Annotated in this window: 23 protein-coding genes; 8 read left to right on the forward strand and 15 right to left on the reverse strand. The window is 30.7% G+C overall.

Features of this window, described 5'->3' with window-relative positions; all coding sequences use genetic code 11:
* Nucleotides 1–40: 40 nt before the first annotated feature.
* The 3 genes from rny to LG45_RS02320 all read right to left on the reverse strand — a co-directional run bounded on the left by rny (nt 41) and on the right by LG45_RS02320 (nt 2,416).
* On the reverse strand, nt 41–1,603 hold the full coding sequence (gene rny / locus LG45_RS02310; RefSeq protein ID WP_035123999.1) for a ribonuclease Y: 1,563 nt from the start codon (nt 1,601–1,603) through the stop codon (nt 41–43).
* 224 nt (nt 1,604–1,827) lie between these two features.
* Complete coding sequence (locus LG45_RS02315) at nt 1,828–2,121, reverse strand: cell division protein ZapA (RefSeq protein WP_035124001.1); 294 nt, start codon at nt 2,119–2,121, stop codon at nt 1,828–1,830.
* Nucleotides 2,122–2,125: 4 nt separating this feature from the next.
* Nucleotides 2,126–2,416, reverse strand: a complete 291-nt coding sequence (locus LG45_RS02320) for a hypothetical protein (protein ID WP_035124003.1) — start codon at nt 2,414–2,416, stop codon at nt 2,126–2,128.
* Between the two features lie 196 nt (nt 2,417–2,612).
* On the opposite strand from LG45_RS02320, the gene LG45_RS02325 reads away from it, so the two are divergent.
* From LG45_RS02325 to LG45_RS02335, 3 genes are read left to right on the forward strand one after another with little or no spacing between them, the layout of a single operon-like run.
* Nucleotides 2,613–4,310: a M23 family metallopeptidase gene (locus LG45_RS02325; RefSeq protein ID WP_035124005.1), complete on the forward strand. Its 1,698-nt coding sequence runs from the start codon at nt 2,613–2,615 to the stop codon at nt 4,308–4,310.
* 3 nt (nt 4,311–4,313) lie between these two features.
* Nucleotides 4,314–6,797, forward strand: a complete 2,484-nt coding sequence (locus LG45_RS02330) for a TonB-dependent receptor plug domain-containing protein (protein ID WP_052087455.1) — start codon at nt 4,314–4,316, stop codon at nt 6,795–6,797.
* A gap of 35 nt (nt 6,798–6,832) precedes the next feature.
* The gene (locus LG45_RS02335) at nt 6,833–7,549 is read left to right on the forward strand and encodes a CREC-EF hand family protein (protein WP_035124007.1); all 717 of its coding nucleotides are present in this window, start codon (nt 6,833–6,835) and stop codon (nt 7,547–7,549) included.
* 770 nt (nt 7,550–8,319) lie between these two features.
* Here LG45_RS02335 and LG45_RS02345 read toward each other — a convergent pair.
* The 8 genes from LG45_RS02345 to LG45_RS02380 form a co-directional block, all read right to left on the reverse strand.
* Entirely contained in the window at nt 8,320–9,087 is a 768-nt protein-coding gene (locus LG45_RS02345) for a DUF3667 domain-containing protein (protein WP_035124011.1), read from the reverse strand.
* Between the two features lie 221 nt (nt 9,088–9,308).
* The gene (locus tag LG45_RS02350) at nt 9,309–10,751 is read right to left on the reverse strand and encodes a S41 family peptidase (protein WP_035124013.1); all 1,443 of its coding nucleotides are present in this window, start codon (nt 10,749–10,751) and stop codon (nt 9,309–9,311) included.
* A gap of 60 nt (nt 10,752–10,811) precedes the next feature.
* Nucleotides 10,812–11,633 carry a helix-turn-helix domain-containing protein gene (locus LG45_RS16330; RefSeq protein ID WP_035124015.1) on the reverse strand — a complete coding sequence of 274 codons (822 nt, stop codon included), beginning with the start codon at nt 11,631–11,633 and terminating at the stop codon, nt 10,812–10,814.
* A gap of 37 nt (nt 11,634–11,670) precedes the next feature.
* Nucleotides 11,671–12,372: a hypothetical protein gene (locus tag LG45_RS02360; RefSeq protein ID WP_035124016.1), complete on the reverse strand. Its 702-nt coding sequence runs from the start codon at nt 12,370–12,372 to the stop codon at nt 11,671–11,673.
* Nucleotides 12,372–14,201, reverse strand: coding sequence for an ABC transporter ATP-binding protein (locus LG45_RS02365; RefSeq protein WP_035124019.1), 1,830 nt, complete (start codon nt 14,199–14,201; stop codon nt 12,372–12,374). The genes LG45_RS02360 and LG45_RS02365 overlap by 1 nt, the downstream gene beginning before the upstream one ends.
* Complete coding sequence (locus LG45_RS02370) at nt 14,201–15,928, reverse strand: phospho-sugar mutase (RefSeq protein ID WP_035124021.1); 1,728 nt, start codon at nt 15,926–15,928, stop codon at nt 14,201–14,203. Before LG45_RS02370 ends, LG45_RS02365 begins: the two co-directional genes overlap by 1 nt.
* A gap of 182 nt (nt 15,929–16,110) precedes the next feature.
* On the reverse strand, nt 16,111–17,067 hold the full coding sequence (locus LG45_RS02375) for a glycosyltransferase family 2 protein (protein ID WP_035124023.1): 957 nt from the start codon (nt 17,065–17,067) through the stop codon (nt 16,111–16,113).
* Nucleotides 17,067–17,597 carry a DUF4199 domain-containing protein gene (locus LG45_RS02380; protein WP_035124025.1) on the reverse strand — a complete coding sequence of 177 codons (531 nt, stop codon included), beginning with the start codon at nt 17,595–17,597 and terminating at the stop codon, nt 17,067–17,069. Before LG45_RS02380 ends, LG45_RS02375 begins: the two co-directional genes overlap by 1 nt.
* A gap of 233 nt (nt 17,598–17,830) precedes the next feature.
* Here LG45_RS02380 and LG45_RS02385 point away from each other — a divergent pair, with 233 nt between their 5' ends.
* Together LG45_RS02385 and LG45_RS02390 are read left to right on the forward strand one after the other, a co-directional pair.
* A complete protein-coding gene (locus LG45_RS02385) occupies nt 17,831–18,082 on the forward strand; it encodes a type B 50S ribosomal protein L31 (protein ID WP_035124027.1) in 252 nt (83 codons plus the stop codon).
* Between the two features lie 154 nt (nt 18,083–18,236).
* Nucleotides 18,237–19,412, forward strand: coding sequence for a GlmU family protein (locus tag LG45_RS02390; RefSeq protein ID WP_035124029.1), 1,176 nt, complete (start codon nt 18,237–18,239; stop codon nt 19,410–19,412).
* Between the two features lie 10 nt (nt 19,413–19,422).
* On the opposite strand, the gene LG45_RS02395 is transcribed toward LG45_RS02390, so the two are convergent.
* Nucleotides 19,423–19,995 (reverse strand): DUF4082 domain-containing protein, encoded by a 573-nt coding sequence (locus LG45_RS02395; protein WP_035124032.1) that lies wholly within the window; start codon nt 19,993–19,995, stop codon nt 19,423–19,425.
* Nucleotides 19,996–20,140: 145 nt separating this feature from the next.
* Between LG45_RS02395 and mtaB the strand changes: the two genes are divergently transcribed.
* Nucleotides 20,141–21,481, forward strand: coding sequence for a tRNA (N(6)-L-threonylcarbamoyladenosine(37)-C(2))-methylthiotransferase MtaB (mtaB, locus tag LG45_RS02400; protein ID WP_035124034.1), 1,341 nt, complete (start codon nt 20,141–20,143; stop codon nt 21,479–21,481).
* A gap of 26 nt (nt 21,482–21,507) precedes the next feature.
* Here the strand turns inward: mtaB and LG45_RS02405 are convergent, their stop codons facing one another.
* Both LG45_RS02405 and LG45_RS02410 read right to left on the reverse strand, forming a co-directional pair.
* Nucleotides 21,508–21,849, reverse strand: a complete 342-nt coding sequence (locus LG45_RS02405; RefSeq protein ID WP_035124036.1) for a hypothetical protein — start codon at nt 21,847–21,849, stop codon at nt 21,508–21,510.
* 78 nt (nt 21,850–21,927) lie between these two features.
* Nucleotides 21,928–22,239 (reverse strand): GNAT family N-acetyltransferase, encoded by a 312-nt coding sequence (locus LG45_RS02410; protein WP_035124038.1) that lies wholly within the window; start codon nt 22,237–22,239, stop codon nt 21,928–21,930.
* 81 nt (nt 22,240–22,320) lie between these two features.
* Here LG45_RS02410 and LG45_RS02415 point away from each other — a divergent pair, with 81 nt between their 5' ends.
* Together LG45_RS02415 and LG45_RS02420 are read left to right on the forward strand one after the other, a co-directional pair.
* Nucleotides 22,321–22,986: an alpha/beta fold hydrolase gene (locus LG45_RS02415; protein ID WP_035124040.1), complete on the forward strand. Its 666-nt coding sequence runs from the start codon at nt 22,321–22,323 to the stop codon at nt 22,984–22,986.
* A gap of 49 nt (nt 22,987–23,035) precedes the next feature.
* On the forward strand, nt 23,036–23,929 hold the full coding sequence (locus tag LG45_RS02420) for a lytic transglycosylase domain-containing protein (protein ID WP_035124042.1): 894 nt from the start codon (nt 23,036–23,038) through the stop codon (nt 23,927–23,929).
* 121 nt (nt 23,930–24,050) lie between these two features.
* Here LG45_RS02420 and LG45_RS02425 read toward each other — a convergent pair whose 3' ends face one another.
* Nucleotides 24,051–24,566 carry a membrane protein gene (locus tag LG45_RS02425; RefSeq protein ID WP_035124044.1) on the reverse strand — a complete coding sequence of 172 codons (516 nt, stop codon included), beginning with the start codon at nt 24,564–24,566 and terminating at the stop codon, nt 24,051–24,053.
* Nucleotides 24,567–24,695 lie beyond the last annotated feature (129 nt).

Consider the following 24,695-nt stretch of genomic DNA (forward strand, 5'->3'; position numbering starts at 1 on the left):
AAAATTTTAGACGGCTTTTTTATTTATGAGTTTGAAAAACTTATTTTGCAATATTTACAGCACGGGTTTCTCTAATTACAGTAATCTTCACTTGACCTGGATAAGTCATCTCTGTTTGAATTTTTTGTGAAATTTCAAATGACAAATTAGATGCCATGTCGTCTGAAACTTTTTCGCTCTCTACAATAACACGCAGTTCACGACCGGCTTGAATTGCATAGGCGCTTTTCACTCCATTAAATCCAAATGCAATTTCTTCAAGATCTTTTAAACGTTGAATATATGAATCTAATACTTGACGACGTGCGCCAGGTCTAGCTCCAGAGATAGCATCACAAACTTGGATAATTGGAGAAATTAAATATTTCATTTCAATCTCGTCGTGGTGAGCTCCGATTGCATTGCAAACTTCCTCTTTTTCGCCAAATTTTTCTGCCCATTGCATACCTAATAATGCGTGAGGCAAATCACTTTCTGCATCTGGAACTTTACCGATATCATGAAGTAAACCAGCACGTTTAGCTAATTTTACGTTCAATCCAAGTTCGGCAGCCATGATTCCACAAAGTTTGGAAACTTCTCTTGAGTGTTGCAATAAATTCTGACCATAAGAAGAACGGTATTTCATTCTGCCTACAATTTTTATTAACTCTGGATGTAAACCATGAATTCCTAAATCGATAACGGTACGTTTACCAACTTCGATAATTTCATCGTCGATTTGTTTGGTAGTTTTAGCAACAACTTCTTCAATTCTTGCTGGGTGAATTCTACCATCTGTAACTAATTTATGTAATGACAAACGAGCGATTTCTCTTCTCACAGGATCAAAACATGATAAAATAATAGCTTCTGGAGTATCGTCAACAATAATTTCTACACCAGTTGCAGCTTCAAGAGCACGAATGTTTCTACCTTCACGACCAATAATTCTACCTTTTACATCATCCGATTCTATGTTGAAAACAGAAACGCAATTTTCTACTGCTTCTTCCGTTCCAACACGTTGTATTGTTGAAATGATAACTTTTTTAGCTTCTTGTGCTGCAGTAAGTTTGGCTTCTTCAATAGTTTCTTGAATGTGTGCCATCGCTTTAGTTTTAGCTTCAGCTTTTAAACTTTCTACTAATTGTTCTTTGGCTTCTTCAGCAGATAAACCAGAAATTACTTCCAATTGTTCTACTTGACTTTTGTGCATTTTTTCAACTTCTTGATGCTTTTTGTCAAGAACTTCAATTTTGGCGTTGTATTCTAATGTTTTTGCTTCATAATCATCGTTTACTTTTTTAGCTTTCGATAATTCGCTAGAAACTTGAGATTCTTTATCTCTTATTCTTTTTTCAACTTCAGCCATTCTTTTGTCTTTGGCTAAAATTTCTTTTTCATGCTCTGATTTTAATTCTAAAAACTTTTCCTTTGCTTGTAAAAGTTTGTCTTTTTTGATGTTTTCAGCTTCTAAGTTTGCATCTTTTAAAATAGATGTTGCTTCCTTTTTTGCGTTCTTTATTAGATTAGAAACATTGCTTTTTTCGAGCATTTTTGCTACTGCAAAACCTCCTGCAAGTCCTACTATCACGCCGATAATTATAGATAATATGTCCATGGTTGTTAAAAAAATTTATATATAAAAAAAACCTACATTAATTGCTTGTATAAACTCGTAAGGACAAGTTTTGAGCTAACTCACTGTTCAAGTTTCCCAACTTAATGGGCTTACTATAGAAGCGAAGATTTACTCATTTTAATTTGTTAGTGTTGAGTTTACCAAAAATGAACTAATGTAGGCAGTATTTTTAGCTTATTTAAAAGAACGTGTTTATTGTGATATTATTGGTTGAGATAGTCATCTAGCAAACTATTTAATTTAGATAATCGTTCAATTGATTCTGAACCATCGATGGCGTTTGAAACATTTTTTTGTTCTAGTTGTGATGCAAATTGTAAGGCACACATTGCCAAAACATCTTGCTTATCTCTTACAGAATAGTTTTCTTCAAATTGCTTAATCATTACATCAATTTTCTTAGAAGCACTTCTCATTGCTTCCTCTTGCGACATATTTACCGTTAACGGATAAACTCGATCAGCAATTGATATTTTAATTTTAAGCTTTTCATCCATAGTTTTAATCTGCAAGCTGCGCTATACAGTAATCAATTTCACGAATTAATGAATTTATTTTTAGCTTCGTATCTCTTTTATAATCTTCACTGCCCAATAATGAATTCGTCATTTTTAGCGTTTCATAATCTTTTTTTAGCGTTTCAACTGCTGTATTTTGATTTTGAAATTCTGTAGCAGAAACCTTTAATTCTTGTTCCAACGCTTGATTTTTCCGTTCCAATTCGTTGATTTTTAAAAACAACTTTTGGATTTTACTTTCAAGAGTATCAATTATTTCTACAATCTCACTCATTCACGACACAATTCATTACTTTATCATACAAATTTATAATTCCTAATCTATTAAAGCAATATTTTTTGTAAAAAAGTTGATTTATTTTTTGCTTTACTTCTAATATTTTGTTTAATAGTTAGTTATATATAAGATTCTAACATTTATTTTTGAACTTAAGAACTTTTTTATATTTTAGCCAAAAACCATTTTAGCCATGAAGAACTTTTGTATTATTCTATTTTTTACAGTATTTGCAAGTGCACAAACTAAATATCCAACAGATTATTTTAGATCTCCATTAGATATACCGTTACAATTGTCAGGAAATTTTGGTGAATTACGTCCCAATCATTTTCATGCAGGTTTCGATTTTAAAACACAACAAAAAGAAGGTTTGAATGTTTATGCGGTTGCCGATGGTTATGTTTCCAGAATAAAAATCTCCAATTCAGGATATGGAAAAGCAATTTACATCACGCACTCAAATGGTTTTACCTCGGTTTATGGTCATTTGCAAAATGCAATTGGTGTAATTGATGAAAAAATTAAAGAAACGCAGTACAAAGAACAAGCTTACGAAGTCGAATTATTTTTAAAACCAACCGATTTATTGGTAAAGAAAGGAGAAATAATTGCTCTTTCAGGAAATACAGGTGGTTCTGAAGGTCCGCACTTGCATTTTGAATTTAGAGATTCTGCCACAGAAAAAATTATTAATCCGATGTTTTTTGGTTATGATAAATTAATTCCAGATTCCAAAAAACCTATTGTTTCTTCACTTTTAGTATATCCAATCGATGAAAATTCTGTTGCCAATCAATCGCAAAGACCTGTAAGTTTAAATTTATCCCTTCAAGCCGACGGTACTTATTTATCTGAAAAAGTATTGGCAATGGGAAAAATTGGCTTCGGAATAAGTGCTCACGATATTGATAATGTTTCGTACAATAATAATGGAACTTACAGAACCGAGTTATTATCTAATGGTAAAACAATTTTCGGATATCAATTTGATGAAATGGTTTTTGATGAAGCTCGTTACATTAATTATTTTATAGATTACAAACGATACAAAACAATGCATCAACGTGTTCAAAAATTGTTTTCTAAAAACCCATATCCGCTAAGTAATATATTTTCTCATATAAATGATGGTATTTTAGATATTTCGGTCAATTCGAATCAAATAAACCGTTTAGAAGTTTCTGATTTTAAAAATAATAAAACAGTGATCAATATTCCTATCGAATATTCGGTTCAAAAAACAACTTTGGCATCGGATGTTAAAAAGACACCTTATTTTATTAAATATGATCGTGAAGCCAATTTCGAAAAAGAAAATATATCGGTTTATTTTCCTGAAAAAACATTCTATGAAGATTTTTATTTGAACTTTGATGTAGCAAATAATTTTCTTACTTTACACGAAGATCTTGTTCCAGTTCATTCTAATTTTACTATCTCAATTGAAGACACAAAATCATCAGAAAAAGATAAAGAAAAAATGTTTATTGCTTCGGTTAGTGGAAATAAATTGTATTACATTACAACAAAATTAGTTGGAAACACGTTTTCTTGTAAAACCAGAAGTTTTGGAAAATTTACTTTAGCAAAAGATACAACAGCGCCAAGAATAAGTATTTCAAAACCTATTGAAGGTAAGTGGATTACAAATCAGAAAAGTGTAAATTTAACTATTTCAGATGATTTGTCTGGTATAAAAACCTTTAACGGATATTTAAACGGAAAATGGGTTTTATTCGAATATGAATCAAAACTTAAACGAATAACGCATGTATTTAAAGACGAATTTTTGCTTGATGGCGCCAATAATTTGAAAGTTGTTGTAACAGATAATGTCGGAAATTCAACTATCTTTGAAACTCAATTTAATAGAAGTCAAAAAAAATAAATATTGAAAACAAAAAATAACCTTTTATCCCTAATTTTCGTTTTATTCAGTTGCATCACTTTTGCACAAACAGCCAAAGTTACCGGAGTTGTTGTAGACGTTAATGAAAATCCTGTTCAAGGTGTAACGGTGAGTTATCAAAATAATTCGACAATAACTACAAAAGAAGGATTTTATGTAATTGAAATTCCAGCCAACAAAAAAGTAGTTTTAGTTTACACACATTCTGTTTTAAAAAGTATAACTGCGCCATTTCAATTAAAACAATACGAAATTTTAGAGTACAATCCTATAATGAGTGTTGAAGAACAACTTACTGAAGTTGTAATTACAAGCGATAGAAGACGAGTAGAAGGAATTACAAGTATTTCATCGGATGTTGTGAGAAAAAATCCAAATCTTAGTGGCGGAATCGAAAGCGTTATTAAAACATTACAAGGTGTTTCTTCAAATACCGAATTGAGTTCGGCTTATTCTGTTCGTGGTGGAAATTATGATGAAAACTTAGTTTATGTAAACGAAGTAGAAGTGTATCGTCCGTTTTTAGTACGTTCAGGTCAACAAGAAGGGTTGAGTTTTACAAATGTAGATTTAGTTCAGAATATCGATTTTTCTGCAGGTGGTTTTCAAGCAAAATTTGGAGATAAAATGTCGTCTGTTTTAGATATTACGTATCGAACTCCTAAGCAATTTGGAGCAACTTTTGAAGCAAGTTTCCTTGGCGGAAGCGCATCGGTTGATTTAATTTCGAAAGATAAAAGATGGACAGCAATTACCGGAATTCGTTATAGAGACAATTCGCTTTTGGTAAATAGTCAAGAAACACAAACCAATTACAGACCAACATTTGTTGATGTTCAAACGAATGTCAACTTCGATATGTCTGACAAATGGCAGTTTAGCTTTTTAGGAAATGCCTCTCAAAATAAGTACAACTATCAACCTTTAACGCGTCAAACTAACTTTGGAACAATAAGTGATCCAATTGCTTTACTCGTCTTTTATGATGGACAAGAGAATGATGAATATCAAACTTTATTCGGTGCTTTAAAAACCACTTATGTAGCATCAGAAAATTCAACTTATAAATTTATTGCTTCAACCTATCACACACAAGAACAAGAATACTATGATATTGATGCAGCTTATTCATTAGGTGAAGTGGATACAAATATTGGCTCAGAAACTTTTGGTGATGTAGCATTTAGTCGCGCAATTGGTTCGCAATTAAATCATGCACGAAATGATTTAGATGCGTTAATCATCAATGCTGAAATTAAAGGTTCACATAATGCTAAGAAAAAATTTCAAATAGATTGGGGTTTAAAATATACTCGTGAAGACATTCGCGATAGAATAGTAGAATGGGAAGTGATTGATTCGGCTGGTTTTTCTATAAATCCGCCAATTATTGATATTCCTGTAAATGACCAACCTTATAATCCTTATGTTGGTCCGCTTGTGCCTTTTCAAGATGTTCGCGCTACCAATTTTGTTACGATTGATCGTTTTTCGGGATTCGCACAGTTTAATACTAAAACGAATATAGGTTCGAATCAATTGAATATTAATTTTGGGGTAAGAGCGCACAATTGGTTGGTTTCTGGAGATAATATAAATGATTCTAAAAGTCAGACCGTATTTTCACCAAGAGCACAATTTGCACTTAAACCAAGTTGGAAAAATACCGATATGTTATTTAGGTTTTCAACTGGATTTTACTATCAACCACCATTTTACAGAGAACTTCGTGATTTAAATGGAGCAGTTCAACCCAATGTCAAAGCTCAGAAATCGGTGCATTTTGTTTTTTCAAATGATTATAATTTTACCCTTGGTGATGGCGATAATAAGAAAAAGTTCAAATTAGTTTCTGAAGCCTATTACAAAACAATGGATGATGTAAATACGTACACATTAGAAAATGTAAGAATTCGATATAGAGCTAATAATGAAGCAACGGCTTATGCTTACGGATTTGATGCTAGAATTAATGGTGAATTCGTAAAAGGAACCGAATCATGGTTTAGTTTTGGCTATTTAAAAACCGAAGAAAATCAAAATGGTAGAGGAAATATTGCTCGTCCAACAGATCAACGATTGAAATTTGGAATTCTATTTCAAGATTACATGCCCAACATTCCTAATGTGAAATTATATCTGAATTTGGTTTACAATACTGGTTTGCCTGGTGGTTCGCCATCGTATGCCGATGTGTATCAATACCAAAGTCGTCTTAGAGATTATCGTCGTGCCGATGTCGGATTTTCTTATGTATTTACAGAAAAAAATAATGAAAGAGCCGATGGACATTGGATGAAACGATTTCAGGATTTATCACTTGGTTTAGAAATTTTTAATTTATTTGACAATCAAAATGCGATAACAAATACATGGGTTCGTGATGCTTATACTAAAAATCAATACGGAATTCCAAACTACATGACAACGCGCGTTTTTAATTTGAAACTCACAGCGAAATTGTAGAAATATTCACTATTTTTGAATAAATAATTATACGAATGAAAAATTTCTCAACATACTTATTTCTTTCATCAATTTTACTTTTTGTAAGTTGTAAAGAAGAACCTAAAACTCCTAAAGTAATTTACGACGCAACTAATAAAGAACGATCACAACAAAAAATCGATACTTCAAAAATTTTAGTTTCGGATTTACCAATTCAAATGGAAGGAACTTCGGTTTTATTGTTTCCAATAGGCGAGTTTAGTGTTTCTAACGGAAGTTCTAAAGTGAAATACTCAAGTTCAGAAAGAGAGAGTTTTGTGGTTTCTAATTCAAGTGAATATGAAATTACTGGTTATTTGAGTAACTTCAAATTTCAACAAGTTGGATCAGATTCGTTATCTGTATTAACCGATAAACCAGTTTTAATAGAACGAGTAACCTACTTAAAAACATTTGCAGATAAAACAAAAAAGCATTTTCTTGTTTACGTTCTAGAAGACATGGATTCTAACAAAGACGGAAAATTAGACAGTAACGACATCAAAGATTTGTACATAAGTGATATCAGCGGAAGTAACTTCAAAAAACTTTCGACAGACTTTCAAGAACTAATCGATTGGAATATTATCGATTCACAAAACAGATTGTACTTTAGAACGATTGAGGACATTAATAAAAATGGCGCTTTCGACAAATCAGACAAAGTGCATTATCACTATGTAGATTTATTGGATAAAGAGTTGAAAGTTCTGGAGTTTAATCCTATTTAATTCAAGGTTTTAAAATAATATTAAGCTAAAAAAAACAATAGAAAGTTTCAATTTCTATTGTTTTTTTTAGTTTAATAATAAACACATCTATTTCGATAGTAGTTTTCTTTTTTACTTTATTTCATCATAACTGTTAATAAAGTTCCATGAAATTAATCCAGTTATATTAAAGAAGCAGTGCTTTTTTAATTCGTTGAATCATTTTTTAAAATTTTGTAGTTAAAAAAATATTTTGTGTATAGGAATGAAAGCGAAATCACAAATCCAATGTTTAAATAAGTATCGAAATTAAAAATAAATAATAAAATTAATATCGGGAAAACCGTTCCTAAGCATAAAACTGATAATGTTGAAAATTTAATCATATAAATAATTACTTTAGTTTTTCTTAGTTTTATGAATAAGAATTCTAAAATATAATGATAAACCACAAAAAATAAAATTGTATAAACTATTTTCATAAGTTAATTTAAGTTACCATAATTATCAAAGTTGAAAGGAATGATTTTTCTTTTTACTATAAGTCATTATATAAGAAATCACCTATTTTGATATTTCAAATATTGTAATATTGCGAATTAACTAAAATAAGTTTATTCTATTATACTTATTATTGACCTGCATAACTTAAAATTGATTTTTTTTAATTTTAATTTTTTAAAATATTTTTTTCTTCAATTAAAATGTCGCTTTCAACAAATCAGACAAAGTACATTAATACTATGCAGATTTATTTGATAAAGATCTGAAAGCTGTAGAGTTTTCGATAGTTAATTAATATGTATTTGTCCGGTTTTTGACAAGTAATAAATGTAACAAAATAATCCCAATGTTAAAACGATAAAAAAGGTTATCATTGCCAAGAATCCAAATAAAAGCAGTCGCACAATCACATCTCCTATAGTATGTTTTTTGTATAATTGAAGGTAAAGCCAAATCGTTGCTAAATAAATTGGAATAGACAAATAAGTTGCCACTGTCATGGTATATTTTGAGTCTACCAAAAGTAAGATAGGAGCAGCAGCTATTCCAATTATTAAACGTTGAGCAGATGCAAAGCAGTTAATTATTATATTTTCAATGTAATTATAACCATATTTCTTGAAAGATAGCCAAGACCAAATAGATAGTAACGGAATTAAAGTTAGTTCAAATAGTGCGTAGTGGCCAAAAAGCCAATGTATTATTTTAGGTATTTGATCAGTGATTTCATTTTTTTCAGCAACCATTTGTGAATAATCCATCTCTATATATAGGGATAGGAAACCACTCAAACCTGCTAATATAAATACCAATAAAATTGGTTTGTAATGTTTTATTCGTTTTCCTTCTAAAAATTCTCTAACGGTATCACCAGGACGAGTTAATAACTCCTTAATACTGTATAAAAAACCTTTGTTAACGTGCAGAAAGGTATATTGTAATTCCTCTTTAATAAAATGCCAATTTAACCGAACTGTATTGGTTTTTTGCCCACAATTAGAGCAAAAAATTCCTTCAAATGTATGTTCGCAGTTTTTACAAAGATTATGGTGCATAGTTTTTGTGTTTGTTTAATCAAAAATAGAATTTGTTTTGATTAATTCAAATTATTCGCAATGATTTATGTTAAATTATCAATTTAATAATTTAAATGTAAAAGTACAATTAACATAATGTCAATTCATTAGTTTATACTAATTAATAATTTAAAACAAACAGCTGATAACCAACGTTAAAGCGGTAACAACGATTTTAACAACTAGATTTATCATGATTTTTATTTTTTTAATTGTGAGTAAACATAGTCAATCCAATTTTTTGTAGTTTTATCGATGTAAACATCGGGTTTTATACCTTCTTTATCTACAGAAAATCCTTCATCAAGCCAATTTTGCCTATTTATTGGAATTCTCAAATTAATTACTTTACAAGGTGTTTTGTATGTCACTAGATTTCCATAATCCATCATTCCAGTCGAATTTTCTCCATAAACGCTAACTTTATCACTCTGTCTTGCAAGCATAGTAAATAATTCACCACTGCTTAAAGTGTTTTTATTTATCACTATTCCTACTTTTTTGGGAAAACTCATTTGTGAATCGAATTTTAAAATTGAAGACGCTGGTTTGTCGTCATAAATTTCATTATTGTGATTTTGCAAAAGATTTTTAAGTTCTAAATTTAAAGCTTCTTGTTTTTCTTTTGTCAAATTATTATAGTATTCTTGTAAATAGGTATCAAACCAAAGCTGAATATTACTTTTTGTAATTCGCATTTTAGAATTATAATCTACAATTGGTTTGGTGTACAAATAGGGCAATAATTGTTTTCCCACACTGTAGTCGCCGCCATCATTATCTTGTAAATCGATAATCCAATAAGGAGTTTTTTCAAGTTTGTCTTTATTATGTTTTAATAAAAATTCCAGTTGCTCGTAAGAGTTTCCATAAAAATTCGGAAAACTAAAAACGGCTAAATCCGAATTTATAAAATTTAATTTTGGTGCCTGTTTATCTTGCTGAATTTCATATTCGACAATATTTCTAACAACTTTTGAAGCAGAATTTTTATTCTCAAAAAAGATAATATCAAAATCTAAAATGTTATCTACAACTTTTACAGGATGATTAGATGTATCGTCTTTATCTCCAGCATAGAATGTTCCATTATAACTAGAATCTTTTTTTTCAATTACCATTTTTACTTCACCAGCTTTCCAATTGGAATTTTTAGATTCTAAAACAGTAGCATAAAATAAATTAGGTTGCATTTTTTTAACGGCTAATTTATAGTTGCTATTTTCCCAAATGCCTTCAACTTTGTCTTTTTTTGCATTTGATTTTAAGTATTTTTCAAATTCTATTTCAGAAATATTCAATTGTAAAATCTCTATTGTTTTGGATGTTTTTACAATAGCTGTTGTAGTTTTTTTTGGACTTATAAACTTTAATTGAATGTGTTTGTCTTTATAAAATGTCAACCATTTTTTTGTTTCAGCATAACACAAACTATCTGATTTTATGGTTGACAATTTTTCAATTGAATTCTTGGTCCAAACCTCATATTCTATTTGAGTTTGAGAATTGACTTTATCAAAATATCCTGCATAATTTTTTTCTACAGTATTTTTAACTGAATAGAATATACTATCGCAATTGCAATCTTGAGCATTAGAAGCGGTATAGATTACAATAAAAAGAAATGTATAAAATGATTTCATGTAAAATATTTTTATCAAATGTAGGATTAACATTGAACAAAAAATTGTAAAAATGTAATCTTATACAAATAACCAATTTACTTCACCATTCTCTTGTGATGAAATGTTTTTGAAGAACTTTTTTGGAGTTAAACCTGTTAATGATTTAAAATCTTTAATCAAATGCGATTGGTCATAGAAAAGCATATCATAACTCAAAGTTGTTAGATTGTTTTTAGCTTTGCTAGTCATCTGAGATTTTAAAGCTTCTCTAAACCTCTGGATTTTTTTAAAATCGGATGGTGATTTGCACAAATGCGACTCGAATTGTTTGCTTAAATTCTGACGAGAAGTTGCATGCTTTTTTGCTAATTCACTTATAGAATAATCTTTCTGAATATCAATTAGTAATTCATGTAAAAACGGATGTTGAAATCCAATTAGCTTTGACAACCAATAATTTTCAATCATTTCGCATTTTTTTTGAATTTCAGACTCTTTTAAAATAGTAGTAAAAGTGGTTTTATAATCATCAAATGGCTGAAAGTTAGAAAAAAAGTTGGAAGTAAAATTGCTTAATGTTTTATCGAGAAAGGCATTTATGCCAAGTGGTTTGAAATAAAAAGTTATTTCATTAATGTTGCCTTCGTAGCTTAGTTTGATGGGTTTTTTGTAGTGACAAATTAAATCAGAATTAAAATTGACTGTACTTTTTTCCTTTATAATTCCTTGATTTTCTAAATAAATAATTTCTGCATTTTCTACGATTGAAATGATGCTGTAATTATTTGGAAAAGTATAATATTCAATCGGTAAATCTGATTTAGAATTAGTCAAGAAGTAATAACCTTCAATGTAATTTTGAAGAATTTCATTTTTCGGTTTAAAGAATTTTATCTCCAATGTTTAGTTATTACGGAATTAAACTATCTACTTCTTGCTATATCAAAATATCACTTTCTAAATCAGATTTTTCTATTTCAAAATCAAATCCGAGTTTGTCTACCAATTCAATTACCAATTTTTTATACCAGTTTTCTGATTTTGGATGGATGTAAATTTTTTCTATTAATTGACAAATATCAACTTCAATTTTCAATCCGTCGTTTATTTTAATATCTTGTTCAGATAAATCAGCGATGATTCGAACCTCACGTTCATATTGAAAACTTTTTCGTTTAAATAAGAAAGGGAAGAACATATCGTCAAACGGAATGTACTCTTTTTTGTAATCGATATAATTTACTTCACCAATGTATTGATTAAAATCTTTCTCAACTTCCATAGCTTTTTGCAATCGCCCAATGGTAGATTGAATCGCCAAACCTTCACTATTTTGTGTAAAAATTTGCCACATTGCAAATGATTCATATTCGTTAATGTGCCAACTGCTTATCACAACTTTTTCACGATGCGATTTATAATAATTTAAAAATTCGGGATTGTTTACAGACAGTTTTTTGATTTCCTCAAAGGTTGGTTCGCTAAATGTTCCTTCGTATTGATCTTCAAATTTATCCGATCGTGACATGAATAATTTTCTAGAAAGAAGTAAATCCAAAAATTTAGATAAATCCAAGTACTTCCAAACAATTGTATCTGGATTTTCTGGAAGTGTAATATTTGGATTGTTTTTGTACATTACTCAAAACTTTGCATCATCACCAATTTAGAATAATTTCCGTTTAAAGCAAGAAGTTCATCATGTGTTCCTTGTTCTACAATTTTTCCTTTATTCATTACCACAATTTTATCTGCCTTTTGAATGGTAGAAAGTCGGTGCGCAATAACAATTGATGTTCTATTTTGCATCATATTTTCTAAAGCAACTTGAACAAATTTTTCACTTTCAGTATCTAATGCAGAAGTAGCTTCGTCCAAAATCATGATTGGTGGATTTTTTAGAACTGCTCTAGCGATAGAAAGACGTTGTTTTTGTCCGCCCGAAAGTTTGTTTCCGCTATCGCCAATGTTGGTTTCGATACCGTTTGGTAAATCTTTTACAAACTCATAGGCATTTGCAATTTTTAACGCTTCAATTATTTCATCATCGGTTGCATCTTGTTTGCCAATTTTTATATTATCTTTTATTGTTCCGTTAAACATGATACTGTCTTGAGTAACCAAGCCAGTTAATCCGCGCAACGATTGCATTGTTATATCTTTTATATTATGATTATCAATAAGAATTTCACCTTCATTTACATCATAGAAACGAGTTAATAAATTGGCAATCGTACTTTTTCCGGAACCTGATTGTCCAACAAGTGCAACTGTTTTTCCTTTTGGAATAGTAAGTGAAAAATTCTTTAAAACTGGTTCATCATTGTAGGCAAACGTAATGTTTTTTAAATTTATGTTTTCACTAAAGTGTTTTAATTCTGTAGCATTAACTTTGTCAGTTATTGTATTTTCAACTTCTAAAACTTCAAAGACACGTTCGGCTGCTGCCAACCCATTTTTAACTTGATACGATGCTTTTGAAATGGCTTTTGCGGGTGTTAAAATGTTGTAAGCTAAAGCGATGTAGGAAATAAACAAAGAGCCATCTAAAGATTTTTCGACTAAAACTAAATTTCCTCCGTAAAAAAGTAATACAGCAATAACAATGATACCTAGAAATTCTGACATTGGTGAAGCCAAATTATTCTTTTTTCCAATACTATTGGTTAATTTGTATAGTCGGTTTACAGAATTATTAAATGTTTGCGAAAAAAAGCTTTCAGCATTGTAGCTTTTTACTACTTTTAATCCTGATAAAGTTTCCTCTACAACAGAAATTAATTGTCCATTCTCTTGTTGTGCTCTAGCTGATTTACCTTTAAGGGATTTACCTATTTTAGAAATAATAAATCCAGAAATAGGTATAAATATAAATACAAATAAAGTTAGCTTCCAGCTTATATTAATCATCGCGATTAAAGAGAAAATAATTGTAAGCGGTTCTTTAACAATGAGTTCTAAAACCATGAAAAATGAATTTTGAACTTCATTAATATCACCCAACATTCGCGACATTATATCTCCTTTTCTTTTTTCAGAATAATAAGGAATAGGAAGTTCAATTATTTTTTTAAACATTTTCTCGCGTAAATCTCTAAGAACACCAGTTTTTAACTTTGTGAGATGTTGTAACCCTAAATATCCAAATAAATTTTTAAATAAAAAAGTTATTACAACTAGAGAAACTGTCAATAACAACGCATAATTATCACCGTAGGTTTCTGAATAATAATTTACATAGTAAAAAAGAGTATCGTTTAGGTAAGAATCAATTGTTGTAATTCCACCATAAACAGGTAATTCAGTGATTTTTTCCTCATTTCCGAAAAGCACTTTCAAAACTGGAAAAATCATCACCATTCCAATTGTTCCAAAAAGAGCATATAAAATATTATGAATAACGTTCCATACTACGTTATGCTTATATTTTTTTGCAAAAGGAATAATTTTTTTTAAATTTTCGTCCATTAGATCAAATTCATTCCAGCGATTATATTTTTAATTTTTTCGTCCAATTCTACTTCTACAGATTTAGCATCTTCAACCGAATCTAAAGTGGTATTTACACTAAAATAGAATTTAATTTTTGGTTCAGTTCCGCTTGGACGAGCGCAAATTTTAGAACCATCTTCAAGGTAATAAATTAAAACATTCGATTTTGGAATATTCAAAGATTCAATTTCGCCAGAAAACATATTTCTTGAAGTTGAATTATCGTAATCTTCAATACAAACCACTCGTTGTCCATCAATTTCAGAAACAGGATTTTCGCGTAAATCAATCATCATCTGATTAATTTCTTTCAATCCGTCAATACCTTTCTTGGTTAATGAAATTAGGTGTTCTTTATAAAATCCGTGGTCTACATATAAATTTAAAAGCTCATGGTATAATGTACTTCCAGCGGCTTTTGCTTGAGCAGCAATCTCGCAAACTAATAAAGTAGCGCCAACTGCATCTTTATCACGGACAGCAGCACCAACCATAAATCCGAAACTTTCTTCACCACCACCAATAAATTTCTGATTAGGAAAATCTTTAATCATTTTGGCAATCCATTTGAAACCTGTCAATCCAACTTTGCATTCAATTCCGTAAGCCGATGCTAATTCTTGCATCATCGGCGTTGAAACAATTGTTGAACCAATAAATTCGGTTCCAGTGATTTTTTCAGCACGTTTCCATTGTTCTAATAGAAATGCTGTCATGATAACCATGGTTTGGTTTCCGTTAAGTAAAACCATTTTACCTTCGGTATTTCTCACGGCAACACCAAGTCTGTCTGAATCTGGATCGGTTCCAATAACAATATCAGCATTTGTTTTCTCGGCTAATGCTAATGCCATTGTCAATGCTTCGGGCTCTTCGGGATTTGGAGATTTTACTGTTGGGAAATTTCCGTTTGGTTCAGCTTGTTCAGCAACAATATTTATATCGGTATAACCTGCTTTTGTCAAAACACTAGGAATCGATTTAATCGAAGTTCCATGTAACGAAGTGTAAACTATTTTTAAATTTTCTTTAGCCGATGTTGGCGTATTGAAACTACAATTTTCAACTGTAGATTTTTCAAAAGCGGCATCAACTTCAGTGTCAATATATTCTATTAAATTTTCGTTGGCTTCAAACTTAATTTCGTCATAATTCAATGCTTCAATTAGCTGAATAATTTCGCCATCTTGCGGTGGAACTAATTGTCCGCCATCTTGCCAATATACTTTGTAACCATTATATTCTGGCGGATTGTGAGATGCTGTCAACACAATTCCTGCATGACAATTTAAATGTCGCACAGCAAACGATAATTCTGGAGTAGTTCGCATATCACTAAATAAATACACATGAACTCCATTTGCAGAAAAAACATCAGCAACTACTTTCGCCAACGTGTTACTGTTATGACGACAATCATAAGCAATTGCCACTTTCAATTGTTCGCCAGGAAACGATTTTGTCATGTAATCAGACAAACCTTGCGTGTTCTTTCCTAACGTATATTTGTTAATTCGGTTGGTTCCAACGCCCATAATTCCGCGCATTCCACCAGTTCCAAACTCCAAATTTTTATAGAAACTTTCTTCCAATTCTTTCGGAGAAGAAGTCATCATTTCCTTAATTGCGTCTTGTGTAGATTCGTCAAATGTTGGTGTCAACCACTCATTAACTTTGTCTAATATATTTTGTTCAATGTGCATATACTTATTTTTTATTTGAAGCTATTCCTGCTTTCCATTTCAATCTTTTCCTTTTTAAAGAAAAAAGTAAAAGGATTTCCATTGCAATCAGGGCTAAGCCAATTTGTTAACTTAATTTTTTAAAATCAAGGTAGTTTTAAATTTGTAATCTTACATTTTCAAAACTATATCAATTCTCAAGTTTATAAATTTACTTCGGTAGCCACTTTATAACGTTCTTCATTGTTTTTTGTTCTAAGAATAATCTCGCCCAAAAATCCTGCAAGAAACAATTGTGTACCAATAATCATCGCCGTTAAAGCAATATAAAACAACGGATTATTAGTTACTAAAATTGTTTCGTAACCATTATACAATTTAAATAGTTTGAAAAATATTATAAAACCAGTTGAAACCAATCCAAGTAAAAACATCAACACTCCAAAAGCACCAAATAAATGCATCGGACGTTTTCCGTAACGTGATAAAAACCATATAGTTATCAAATCCAGAAATCCGTTTATAAAACGACTCATTCCAAATTTAGATTCGCCATATTTTCGAGCTTGATGAATAACAACTTTCTCTCCAATTTTTCCGAAACCAGCATTTTTTGCCAAAACCGGAATATAACGGTGCATTTCTCCCGAAACTTCTATGTTTTTTATAACAATATTCTTGTAAGCTTTCAATCCGCAATTAAAGTCATTTAAGTGAACGCCAGAAGTTTTTCTCGCAGCCCAATTGAATAATTTTGACGGTAAATTTTTAGAAACAACAGAGTCGTAACGTTTCTTTTTCCATCCAGAAACTAAGTCAAATTTTTGCTCAGTAATCATTTTAAAAAGTCCCGGAATTTCGTCTGGACTATCCTGCAAATCGGCATCCATTGTAATAATGACATCACCTTGAGCTTTTGCAAAACCAGCATGTAACGCTTGTGATTTCCCATAATTTCTTAAAAATTTGATACCTTTTACATTGGCATCTTTTTTAGAAAGTTCTTCTATGGTTTGCCACGAAGCATCGGTACTTCCATCATCAATAAAAATAACTTCATACGAATAATTGTGTTCTATCATGACTTTATAAATCCATGAATGCAACTCGGGTAACGATTCTTGTTCGTTTAATAATGGGATAACTATAGATAGATTCATTAAAATTCTTCTCTCCTTTTTGTTTTAAAAATTGCAGCTAATATTAAACCGAAGACACAACTTATTGCGATCGTAAAAAACATTCCTTTAAATTGTTCTAAAACTCCAAATTGATCTTGATTTTGTAATTTTTCAATTGTTTCATTGATTGCTTCTCTTGGAGTACCAAAACTTTCCATTAACTCTACTGTAAATTTTAATGTTAGGTCTTTAATAGTTTCTTTGGCTGCAGGATCTATAAAATTAAATAAAAGGACATTAAAAAGTACAGAAATAAATATACCAATTAAAGTATAGATAAAGTAAGTTGTAAATGCATTTTTAAAAGTAAATTCATCTTTAACTTCTTTTTTTGTTTTTACCATCAATATTATTGACAAAGTTAAACTTATAGCAATAGTTAATAATCCTAGCCACCATTTTGTAAAAAATTCTAGATTAATTACATAGATAAAAGTAGTTAATAATATTGATATCAACCCAGAAATAATTCCGAAAGTAACTCCGTTTTTCTTTACAATTGCGTTCATGTTTTTTTTGTTTAGATTAATTTACAAATATAGTAATTATCGATAGATTGTGTTAAAAAATAATTTGCACATAAACACGAAAAAAAATGCAACTAATTATTTGAATTATAAAAAATAGTTGTATTTTTGCACACTCAAATAAAAATATTAATTAAAAGTCGTAGCCAGTTGATACCTTTTAGTGTAAAAGCTTCACAACAAACTACTTCATAAACAAATAAAAGATTTACAAGATGAAACAAGGAATTCACCCAGAAAATTACAGATTAGTTGCTTTTAAAGACATGTCAAACGAAGATGTTTTTATTACTAAATCTACAGTAGAAACTAAAGAAACTATCACTCACGAAGGAGTTGAATATCCAGTTTACAAAATGGAGATTTCTAGAACGTCTCACCCATTTTACACAGGTAAATCTAAACTTATTGATACTGCAGGACGTATCGATAAATTCAAAACTAAATACGCTAAACACGCTAAATAATTATTTAGGTGTTCAAATTTTATTAAAACCTCGAATTTATTCGAGGTTTTTTTATGTAGCAAACTTTTGTAACTTTGACAAAACATTACTAATGATTTTAAATTTTGCTTTAAGCCATTAATCTGAAATCTGAAATCTGAAATCTGAAATTAAAATGAATTATATCTTATTTGACGGAACCGTTAGAAACGCACTTTTACCATTCACATTTACTCGACCTGTTGCCGAAATCCGCGTTGGAATTTTAACTATTCGTGAAAAGTGGGAGAAATATTTAGGTTATACAACTACAACGTTAACCGAAGAATACCTTTCAGAAAAATACCCAATGGTAGAAATGGAAGATAATGTAATGATCAACGCTTCTTTTTTACCCAACGATATTTTATCTGAAATGGTAAAAAATCTAGAGAAAAATCAAGCTATTTTTAAAGCAGATGAAGTAATTGCATTCTATACAAACGATACTCAAGAAGAAGTAGATTTTGATACTTATGAAATCATCGAATTCAATGAAGAATGCATCACGATCGAAAATACTTGGGATATTTTTGCCAAAAATGATATCGCACTAAGAGAAGATTTCGAATTAATTACAGACGATAGAACATCGCAACCCATTCCAAAATCGGTAAATGTAATTGCACCCGAAAATGTATTTATTGAAGAAGGAGCAAAGCTTGAATTTGTAACTTTAAACGCATCAACCGGACCAATTTACATCGGTAAGAATGCGGAAATTATGGAAGGTTCAGTAATTCGCGGACCATTTGCTTTATGCGAGTTTGGTAGAGTGAAATTAGCATCCAAAGTTTACGGCGCAACAACCGTTGGACCACATTCTGTTATTGGTGGCGAAGTCAGTAATTCGGTGCTTTTTGGTTATTCTAATAAAGGTCATGACGGATTTTTAGGAAATTCAGTTCTTGGAGAATGGTGTAATATTGGTGCCGATTCTAATAATTCGAACCTTAAAAATAATTACGAAGAAGTGCGTTTGTGGAGTTATGAAACAGAAGGTTTCGCCAAAACCGGACTACAATTCTGCGGATTAATGATGGGCGATCATAGTAAATGCGGAATCAACACAATGTTTAATACTGGAACTGTTGTTGGTGTTTCAACTAATATTTTTGGAAGCGGTTTTCCTAGAAATTTTATTCCGAGTTTCTCTTGGGGCGGCGCTTCTGGATTTACAACTTACTTAACCAACAAAGCTTTTCAAACTGCTAAAATTGTAATGGCAAGAAGAAATGTAGAATTTTCTGAAGAGGATGCTAAAATTTTAGAACACGTTTTTGAAGAAACTAAGAAATATAGAAAAGAGTAAAACTGTCATTCTAATTTGGCTGAAAACCAAAACTAATATCTCCTGCATATCCAACTTCTGTAGTATCCCATGGATAAAGTTGGGTTTGAGGTTGTACATTCAGAAAATTATATCCAGTTATTGAAATGTTTCCAACAATTACAGGATAAGTAACACTAGAATCATCACTTTTCTTATAATAATACCAATCATTAGCGCAACAAGTAATCATGTATTCTTTGTCCTTTGTCAACGATAGTGGAGTTATGTTTTTTGAAGTTTCTTTGTCCGCTTTTACATAGGTGATAATTTCTGTCTTGTAAACTGCCTGAGTGGCAACATCCCAAATCGTTACACGCAAATTGGTTTGATTATCGGGCAATTTTACCGTTATTTTTTTGATAACTCCATTGGTATTTGGAATGAACCTTAAACCAAATTCAAAATAGTTTGAATTAATATGAGGAGGTTCTTGTTGATCAAAACCTGCATTTTTTATGTAATCTTTCAATGGATTTTCTGTAGCATCGGAATTATCAGTACTGCACGATAGTGCGGCGATTATAACAAATAGCATTACTAGTATTCTAAAATAATTTCTCATAATGATTTATAATAAATGCAAATATATAATCAACTATCGGAAATTTTTCAATTAATTTTTTTATTTACTATAAACAGCGTTAAAATTTATATGTAAATTTGCACTCTCAATTTTTTGACAACGATTTCATTAATTGAGGTTACTTATGGAAAACAGAAAAAAAGTCGCATTCTACACTTTAGGATGCAAATTGAACTTCTCAGAAACTTCTACCATTGCGAGAAATTTTCAAGACGAAGGTTTTGATAGAGTAGATTTTGAAGAAGTTGCCGATATGTACGTGATTAACACGTGTTCAGTAACTGAGAATGCTGACAAACAATTCAAGCAAATTGTAAAAAAAGCCATGAAACTTAACGACAAAGCATTTGTTGCTGCCGTTGGTTGTTATGCGCAATTAAAACCCGAAGAATTGGCTGCAGTTGATGGAGTCGATTTAGTTCTTGGTGCTACAGAAAAATTTAAAATTATCGATTATATCAATGATTTGTCCAAAAATGACATGGGCGAAGTACATTCATGCGAAATTGAAGAAGCCGATTTCTATGTAGGAAGTTATTCTATTGGTGACAGAACTCGTGCTTTTCTAAAAGTTCAAGATGGTTGCGATTACAAATGTACGTATTGCACCATTCCGTTGGCAAGAGGAATTTCAAGAAGTGATGCATTAGAAAATGTATTGAAAAACGCTTACGAAATTTCACAACAAGGTATAAAAGAAATCGTTCTTACTGGTGTAAATATTGGTGATTACGGAAAAGGAGAATTCGGAAATAAAAAACACGAACATACTTTCCTAGATTTAGTAAAGGCTTTAGACGAAGTAGAAGGGATTGAACGTTTACGAATTTCTTCTATAGAACCAAATCTTTTGAAAAACGAAACTATTGATTTTGTTTCAAAAAGTAGAACATTTGTCCCTCATTTTCATATTCCACTACAATCTGGAAGTAATGAAATTTTGGGTAAAATGAAACGCCGTTACCAACGTGAAGTTTACGTAGATAGAGTTGAAAATATCAGAAAAGTAATGCCTCATGCTTGTATTGGAGTAGATGTAATTGTAGGTTTTCCGGGAGAAACCGACGAACATTTTTTGGAAACCTATAATTTCTTAAACGAATTGGATATTTCATATTTACACGTTTTTACGTATTCCGAAAGAGACAATACTGAAGCGGCAACTATGGAAAATGTTGTCCCGATGAATGTTCGCTCTAAAAGAAGTAAGATGTTACGAGGATTATCAGTTAAAAAACGTCGTGCGTTTTACGAAAGTCAAATAGGAACTAACCGAACCGTTTTATTTGAATCAGAAAATAAAGAAGGTTACATTCACGGATTTACAGAAAATTACGTAAAAGTAAAAACACCTTGGAATCCAGAATTAGTAAATACTTTACACGAAATTAATTTGACAAGAATTGACGAAGATGGAAGCGTGCGAATGGAGTTTAGTGAAATTAAGAATTCCAAATTATCGTAATTCGTAATTTTTAATTCGTAATTAATTTAATACTTGTAGTGAAACCTAATCTTAGTAATCCTAAAAACAGTTTCGCTGTATTGTTCGATAAATTCAAATTTGTTTCTGCCAGGTTGTTTAAATTCGATGATTCGTTCACCCGAAATTTCGTAGTACATTCCGTTTCCCTCAAACATGAATCGTTTACCATTTGTTCGATAAGCCGAACGCGTAAATTCAAATTCTGATAAATTCCAGGTAGTTAAATTGGCGTCTAAATCTTCAATATCAGAATACAAACCTTCTGTAATCTCAGTTTTACAACCATAATATTTCTGAATAGTTTCAAAAAAAGCGATAATGTTGAGGTTAAGTTCTTCAGAATTCATTTGATAAAAATAAATAAAAAATCCCAAATTCGAATACTGTTATTGGAATTTGGGATTTGTTTTTTTTGGAATTTCTAATTATATCTTAATTCCCGGAGGCAATAAATCTCTATAAATAGTGTTTTTTCTAAAAAATAATGCAATTTTTGGAAGAATTGGAACTACTTTTAACTTGCGTTCGTAAGCAATTTCCATAATGTTTTTTAGTAAATCGTTGATGAAATTTTCATCTGTAAATCCTTCTGGAACATTAATTCTAGTTAGAAATATTTTCTTTTCTTGGAAAGAATATTCAACCGAAATCAGCTTTCCATCAACTAAAGTTTCAAATTGTCGAGCAAAAGTGTTGTCTTTAATTTCCATTTTTTCTAAAATTAACTCTGAGTTCATGTATAAGTGGGATAAATAAATTAATTTTATGCAAATTTCGGAATAAATTATGGATAAAACTACCGAAAATAAGTTAAAGTTATGACTAAAATTCCAGTATATTTTATGCCAGGATTAGCTGCTAGTTCGTCTATTTTTGAGCGTATTGAATTGCCCAAAGATACTTTCGAAATGCATTTACTAGAATGGTTTTTACCTAATAAAAATGAATCGTTGCAAAGTTATGCTAAGCGAATGGCCGAAAAAGTAAAACACGATAATGCCGTTTTAGTTGGTGTTTCTTTCGGAGGCGTTTTAGTTCAAGAAATGGCTCAATTTCTAAATTTGAAAAAATTAATTATCGTTTCAAGTGTAAAATGCAACGCCGAATTACCACGAAGGTTAAAGCTTGCCAAAACAACAAAAGCATACAAATTATTGCCAACTGGATTGATGCAAGATGTTGAATTACTTACAAAATATGCTTTTGGAGATGTTTTAAAAAAGAAATTAAAACTCTACGAACAGTATTTGCACAGGCGAGAAAAAGACTATTTAGATTGGGCAATTGAACAAATGGTTTGCTGGGAAAGAGTAGAAGTAGACGCTAAAGTCATTCATATTCAAGGTGATGCCGATGAGGTTTTTCCAGTAAAAAACATCAAGAATTTTATAAATATTAAAGGAGGAACGCATTTGATGATTTTAAATCGATTTAGATGGTTCAATCAAAACTTGCCCAAAATCATTTTAGACCAACAAATATAGGTTTTCGGCTTAGTTTTTGTAGTTTTGTATATAACAAAAGAATTGAAAGATGAAAAAGATACAAGTATTTGGAGCTACATTATTTTTAGTATTTGCCAGCGGATTATTTATTTATTCTATAAATGGCAGTCAAAAAGAGAAAATGCTCAAAGAAGGAACAACGCAATACTTTCCAACCGAAGTTGATTTTGCTGGAGAAAAAGCTCCTTTGCAAATTGCCGATGTAAAAGAACGATTTGATAGAGAATTATTGGTAAACGCCAATCTGCATTCGTCAACAATTTTAGTAATAAAGCGTGCCAATCGCGCATTTCCAATCATTGAACCTATATTAAAACAATACGGAGTTCCAGACGATTTTAAATATTTGGCTGTAATTGAAAGCGCATTAGTAAACGCCGTTTCATCAGCTGGAGCAAGAGGCGTTTGGCAATTTATGCCAGAAACCGCGAAAGAAAAAGGAATGGAAGTTAGTGAAACCGTTGACGAACGTTACCATTTGCAAAAATCTACCGAAGCCGCATGTAAATATTTACTAAAGGCAAAAGAAAAATTTGGCTCTTGGACACTTGCTGCTGCATCCTATAATGGCGGAATGACTGGTGTAAACAATAAAATTGATGAGCAAAAAGTAAATGATTATTATGATTTATTGCTTACTGATGAAACATCTAGATATGTTTTCAGAATTTTAGCCTTAAAAGAAATTATGAAAAATCCATCATTGTATGGTTTTGATATAGCTAAATATGAATTGTATTCTAATATTCCAACCAAAATCGTAACCGTTGATAGCACAATTACCGACTTAGCAACATTTGCAAAAGCACAAGGAATAAATTATAAAATATTAAAAATTCACAATCCGTGGTTGCGCGATAAAAAATTAGCCAATCCAACAAAGAAAGTCTATCAAATAGAAATTCCAACGCAAGGTTATTAGTGCTCAGTATTCAGTGTTCAGTTGGCAGGAATATTTTGTCCATAAAAAAAGTTCGCAACTTTTGCGAACTTTTTTATTTAAGTATCATAATAACTGATTACTGAACACTGAACACTGCCAACTAAATCTTTTTCATCTGGTCTTTCATCATTTTAATTTGGTCTTTTAACATACCTTGTTTGTCTAGTTTTTTAACTTCGGCAATCAAGTTGGTCGCTTCTAGTTTTCTTCTTCTAGAAAGCGCTACGCCAGCTAAGTTTAATTTTGCAACAGCTAAATCCATATCCATGCTTAAACCAAGTTCAATTGCTTTTTTAAAGTATTTTTCAGCTTGAATTAAATTGGTTTGCGACAACATAATTCCGTTTAAGTAATTGTAATAACCTTGTTGTTTGCGCACCAAAGCCGTTTCTGGATTTTTAATTTTGTCTAACCAAGATTTAGCTCCAGGGAAATTTTGCTTACGTAATTGTAAGAAAGCCATTAAAATATATTCATTTTTGAAATAAAGAAACAACGGAATCAAAGATAATAATATAAGGAAAATCCCATTTCCAATGTTGCTTTCAGTAAACTGCCATATCGCAGCAATAAAGATTAATCCGGTTAAAACAAGTTTGATATTTTTGTGAAACATAATTTTGTATTTTTGAGGTTGCAAAGATAATAAATAGAAATTAAAATATTTTTAAAAAACTACTTGCAAGTAATAAAAATCATTGTATATTTGCACTCGGTTTAAAAAAGACCTCAAGAAAAGATTATT

The organism is Flavobacterium aquatile LMG 4008 = ATCC 11947 (assembly GCF_000757385.1).
Lineage (GTDB): Bacteria > Bacteroidota > Bacteroidia > Flavobacteriales > Flavobacteriaceae > Flavobacterium > Flavobacterium aquatile.

What these genes read in the sequence shown, in the direction of transcription:
- rny (WP_035123999.1), bottom strand. Translation starts at nt 1,603, where the DNA reads ATGGACATATTATCTATAATTATCGGCGTGATAGTAGGACTTGCAGGA.
- LG45_RS02315 (WP_035124001.1), bottom strand. Translation starts at nt 2,121, where the DNA reads ATGGATGAAAAGCTTAAAATTAAAATATCAATTGCTGATCGAGTTTAT.
- LG45_RS02320 (WP_035124003.1), bottom strand. Translation starts at nt 2,416, where the DNA reads ATGAGTGAGATTGTAGAAATAATTGATACTCTTGAAAGTAAAATCCAA.
- LG45_RS02325 (WP_035124005.1), top strand. Translation starts at nt 2,613, where the DNA reads ATGAAGAACTTTTGTATTATTCTATTTTTTACAGTATTTGCAAGTGCA.
- LG45_RS02335 (WP_035124007.1), top strand. Translation starts at nt 6,833, where the DNA reads ATGAAAAATTTCTCAACATACTTATTTCTTTCATCAATTTTACTTTTT.
- LG45_RS02345 (WP_035124011.1), bottom strand. Translation starts at nt 9,087, where the DNA reads ATGCACCATAATCTTTGTAAAAACTGCGAACATACATTTGAAGGAATT.
- LG45_RS02350 (WP_035124013.1), bottom strand. Translation starts at nt 10,751, where the DNA reads ATGAAATCATTTTATACATTTCTTTTTATTGTAATCTATACCGCTTCT.
- LG45_RS02360 (WP_035124016.1), bottom strand. Translation starts at nt 12,372, where the DNA reads ATGTACAAAAACAATCCAAATATTACACTTCCAGAAAATCCAGATACA.
- LG45_RS02365 (WP_035124019.1), bottom strand. Translation starts at nt 14,201, where the DNA reads ATGGACGAAAATTTAAAAAAAATTATTCCTTTTGCAAAAAAATATAAG.
- LG45_RS02370 (WP_035124021.1), bottom strand. Translation starts at nt 15,928, where the DNA reads ATGCACATTGAACAAAATATATTAGACAAAGTTAATGAGTGGTTGACA.
- LG45_RS02375 (WP_035124023.1), bottom strand. Translation starts at nt 17,067, where the DNA reads ATGAATCTATCTATAGTTATCCCATTATTAAACGAACAAGAATCGTTA.
- LG45_RS02380 (WP_035124025.1), bottom strand. Translation starts at nt 17,597, where the DNA reads ATGAACGCAATTGTAAAGAAAAACGGAGTTACTTTCGGAATTATTTCT.
- LG45_RS02385 (WP_035124027.1), top strand. Translation starts at nt 17,831, where the DNA reads ATGAAACAAGGAATTCACCCAGAAAATTACAGATTAGTTGCTTTTAAA.
- LG45_RS02390 (WP_035124029.1), top strand. Translation starts at nt 18,237, where the DNA reads ATGAATTATATCTTATTTGACGGAACCGTTAGAAACGCACTTTTACCA.
- LG45_RS02395 (WP_035124032.1), bottom strand. Translation starts at nt 19,995, where the DNA reads ATGAGAAATTATTTTAGAATACTAGTAATGCTATTTGTTATAATCGCC.
- mtaB (WP_035124034.1), top strand. Translation starts at nt 20,141, where the DNA reads ATGGAAAACAGAAAAAAAGTCGCATTCTACACTTTAGGATGCAAATTG.
- LG45_RS02405 (WP_035124036.1), bottom strand. Translation starts at nt 21,849, where the DNA reads ATGAATTCTGAAGAACTTAACCTCAACATTATCGCTTTTTTTGAAACT.
- LG45_RS02410 (WP_035124038.1), bottom strand. Translation starts at nt 22,239, where the DNA reads ATGAACTCAGAGTTAATTTTAGAAAAAATGGAAATTAAAGACAACACT.
- LG45_RS02415 (WP_035124040.1), top strand. Translation starts at nt 22,321, where the DNA reads ATGACTAAAATTCCAGTATATTTTATGCCAGGATTAGCTGCTAGTTCG.
- LG45_RS02420 (WP_035124042.1), top strand. Translation starts at nt 23,036, where the DNA reads ATGAAAAAGATACAAGTATTTGGAGCTACATTATTTTTAGTATTTGCC.
- LG45_RS02425 (WP_035124044.1), bottom strand. Translation starts at nt 24,566, where the DNA reads ATGTTTCACAAAAATATCAAACTTGTTTTAACCGGATTAATCTTTATT.